The following is a 3,392-nucleotide window of genomic DNA, read 5'->3' on the forward strand; positions in this document are numbered from 1 at the left end:
CATGCGTTATAGAGCTCCATCACGACCGTCTCTCAGGCCATCAGCTCAAGCCGCGAACCAAAAAAGTCGGTCGAAATGATCCGTGTCCCTGCGGATCGGGAAAGAAATACAAGAAATGTTGCCTGCAAGCTGAAAAACTGTGAGGCCTACGCACCGCTTTCGATACATCAATCAGTTTAAAAGGCTTAAACGACCATGTACCCTCATCGGGTTATGTTCCTCCTCCGGTGGCCTCTGATACAAATAAGGTTGTTGCTGGCGTTCTGGGAGGCCCCATCCCTCTTCGAATTTCCCGAATTTACTCGATCGACGTCATTACGTAACCGTAGCGCCATTGACGCAGAGCGCCAGCAGCTTTGTTCCTGGCGGTCCAGCATCCAGAAGTCGCTGTCTATCAGGCTGCTGAAAAAGCCCTCGTTTCATCCCGCGAAGCATGATTCTCTTATTTGCATGCAAGGGAGGCATAGATGCGCGGTGAAGATCGGATGACGGATCAGTTGTTTTCATACGTGAACGTGGAAGACCGGATTGCATCGGATCACCCTCTCCGGCAGATACGACTTCTGGTAAATGACGCGCTGAAGGCTTTGGACGGCGATTTTTCCGAGCTTTATGCGCAAGATACCGGCCGGCCTTCGATCGCGCCGGAGCGCCTGTTGCGGGCGATGCTGCTGCAGGCGATCTATTCAATCCGGTCTGAGCGCCAGCTGATGGAACGCCTGGAGTTCGATCTCCTGTTTCGCTGGTTTGTCGGGCTCGGGTCCGATGAGCCGACCTGGAATGCCTCGACGTTTTCAAAGAACCGTGACCGTCTGCTGGACGGGGATATTGCCGCGAAGTTCCTCAATGCCGTCCTGTCGCTTCGGCGGGTGAAGAAGCTGTTGTCGCGCGAGCACTTCAGTGTGGACGGCACCCTGATAGAGGCCTGGGCCAGCACAAAGAGCTTCCGCCCGAAGGATGCTGACAGCGGCGGCGATAGCGGTCCGGACGGTTCCGGTAGTGGGCGCAATGCCATGCGTGACTTCCATGGCGAGAAGCGGTCAAACCAGACACATGCGTCTTCCACAGACCCTGATGCCAGGCTTTATCGCAAAGGCAGGGGCAAGCCGGCGCAGCTCTGTTACATGGGGCATGTGCTCATGGAGAACCGGCAAGGCCTCGCTGTAGCGACACAGCTGACTCATGCAACCGGCAGAGCCGAACGCGAGGCGGCCCTCGAGATGATCAGGAAACGTAAGCTAAAACGCGGTGCCACGCTCGGCGCTGACAAGGGCTACAATGCCTGGGCTTTCAAGCGCGATCTCGAGCAGGCCGGCGTCAGGCCGCATGTCGCCCTGAAATCTGAGACCGGATGGGGCGGCCTACCAGTCAAAGTCCCGGAAGGTTACGAAGCCTCTCAGCGTATCCGCAAGCGGATCGAGGAGATCTTCGGATGGGTCAAGACTACCGGCGGCTATGCCAAGACGAAGTTCCGGGGCAAGCGGCGCGTCGCCCACGGCTTCGATATCGCCATCGCGGCCTATAATCTTGTCCGATTACCAAGGCTGCTCGCAGGAGCTGCCGCATGAGCGCCACCATCAGGGCAGCCACCCCTGCGCACATAATCCGTCGAAAGACGGTCGATACCCGCCAGAGTGGGCTGAATGGCGGCGAAAGCATGCATCCCGGCGCAAAAACAGAGCAAAATGGCTTCGCCGATCCAAAAAACCTATATATCACAACGCTCGAGAGGGCTTTTTCAGCAGCCTGCTAGAGCATCCTGCTGATTCTGTGAATCGAATGATTCCCATTCGACGAGAACAGTGATTCACTCCCTTAAGGAGGTGGATCATGGGTAAGGTTTATTCAGACGACATCCGGCTCAGAGTGACCGGGCTTGTTTCGGAGGGCACATCGCGCCGAGCAGCGGCACGCCGGTTTGCAGTGAGCGAGAGTTCCGCGATCCGGTGGGCCGAGCGCGCGGCGAAGGAAGGTAGTCCTTCGCCACGCAAACAAGGGCGTCCGCCTGGCAAAGGGCCTCTGGCGGATCATCTCGACTTCCTGGTTGCGGCGGTCGAGGCCAAGCCGGACATCACGATGCCGGAACTGGCAGCCCGACTTGAGGCCGAGACCGGCACCGAGGCGCATCCGGCATCTATCTCGCGGCTCCTGTGCAGGGCCGGGTTCACATATAAAAAAACAGCTGATGGCATCGGAGTGCGCACGCGCTGATGTGGCTGAGCGCCGTCGCATCTGGATCAATCATCGCCAACCCTTCATGCGCCACCAGCCCGGTAGGCTGGTGTTCATCGATGAAACGTCAGTGAACACTAAGATGACCCGCCTGCGCGGACGTGCACGACGCGGCGAGCGCCTCAAAGCCGATGCACCATTCGGCAGATGGGGAACACAGACTTTCATCGCCGGACTGCGATGCAATGAGCTGACCGCTCCCTGGATCATCCCAGGTGCAATCGACCGGACAGCTTTTGACATATACATCGAAACCCAACTTGCACCCACACTTCAGCGAGGCGACGTCGTTATCCTGGACAACCTGTCGGTCCACAAAAGCGCCTATGCTGCCGACATAATCCGCAAGCGCGGCGCGTGGTTCCTTTTCCTGCCGCAATACTCACCCGACTTGAACCCCATCGAGATGGCCTTCTCGAAACTGAAGGCCCATCTGCGCGCCGCAGCAGCAAGAACCTTCGACGATCTCGAGGTCGCTATCGGGAGCATTTGCCAGCTCTACGATCCAGACGAATGCTGGAACTACTTCAAGGCCGCAGGATATGCGTCAGATTAACGGCACGCGACTCTAGCGCAGACGCTTTTCGATGTAGCGTGAACAATTGTCCTCGAGTTCGCGGAAGACTTCTTCGCCACTGGTTCGATTGAAATAGACTTCAACACATCGACCATTGGCTTCGTAGCCTTTGGCTTCGATCATGCCATCGGAGTATTCCAGTTTGAGGATCCGGAAGCCCTGAGCAATCAGATCTGCTTCGACCTGTCTGAAAATGTCCTCATTGCCCGAATAATTATGATGGGAGTCATCATCATATCCTCTTCGGCCCCTATCTGCCTGCGCAGGCAACATTTGAGACACCGATAGGGCAAGCAGGATTGCTGTCAGCGGGTACCTGACGGAATGGTTACCGGATCTTTTTGGCATAAATACTTTCCCTTGGAGTTGCCGGCCCATGGTTATGGGCAATGCCACCCGCTGAGCCACTATCAATTTCCAGACTGCTTTGTAGCAAGCCAGCTTTTATGCCGTAAGTCTTTTGAACCAACAACTGGGAGAAATCGGTTCTCTGACAATTTCAGAACCGCCGGGAACCTGCCGGCACCCCCGGTCACTCTCCCGGGGATTGCTGGGAAAAAGTGACCGGTCACTGGGTGGGGGA

At 56.8% G+C, this 3,392-nt stretch carries 5 protein-coding genes; 4 read left to right on the top strand and 1 reads right to left on the bottom strand.

Annotation, left to right across the window (positions count from 1 at the left end):
* The 4 genes from QZ638_RS22920 to QZ638_RS22935 form a co-directional block, all read left to right on the top strand.
* A partial coding sequence (locus tag QZ638_RS22920) for an SEC-C metal-binding domain-containing protein (RefSeq protein ID WP_295815019.1) occupies positions 1–143 on the top strand: 143 nt, incomplete at its 5' end.
* Positions 144–467: 324 nt separating this feature from the next.
* Positions 468–1,568, top strand: a complete 1,101-nt coding sequence (locus tag QZ638_RS22925; protein WP_295815013.1) for an IS5 family transposase — start codon at positions 468–470, stop codon at positions 1,566–1,568.
* Positions 1,565–1,753, top strand: coding sequence for a hypothetical protein (locus tag QZ638_RS22930; protein WP_295815014.1), 189 nt, complete (start codon positions 1,565–1,567; stop codon positions 1,751–1,753). Before QZ638_RS22925 ends, QZ638_RS22930 begins: the two co-directional genes overlap by 4 nt.
* 77 nt (positions 1,754–1,830) lie before the next feature.
* A protein-coding gene (locus tag QZ638_RS22935; RefSeq protein WP_295815016.1) for an IS630 family transposase occupies positions 1,831–2,788 on the top strand; the annotation gives its coding sequence in 2 pieces (ribosomal slippage) (positions 1,831–2,181 and positions 2,183–2,788; 957 coding nt in all).
* 12 nt (positions 2,789–2,800) lie between these two features.
* Here QZ638_RS22935 and QZ638_RS22940 read toward each other — a convergent pair.
* Positions 2,801–3,217 (bottom strand): PepSY domain-containing protein, encoded by a 417-nt coding sequence (locus QZ638_RS22940; RefSeq protein ID WP_295815018.1) that lies wholly within the window; start codon positions 3,215–3,217, stop codon positions 2,801–2,803.
* Between the last annotated feature and the right edge of the window lie 175 nt (positions 3,218–3,392).

The sequence above is a fragment of the uncultured Nitratireductor sp. genome, assembly GCF_913053745.1.
GTDB lineage: Bacteria > Pseudomonadota > Alphaproteobacteria > Rhizobiales > Rhizobiaceae > Nitratireductor.

Bases quoted from the DNA above. Each gene is read 5' to 3' on its own strand.
- QZ638_RS22930 (WP_295815014.1), top strand. From the start codon at position 1,565: ATGAGCGCCACCATCAGGGCAGCCACCCCTGCGCACATAATCCGTCGA.
- QZ638_RS22925 (WP_295815013.1), top strand. From the start codon at position 468: ATGCGCGGTGAAGATCGGATGACGGATCAGTTGTTTTCATACGTGAAC.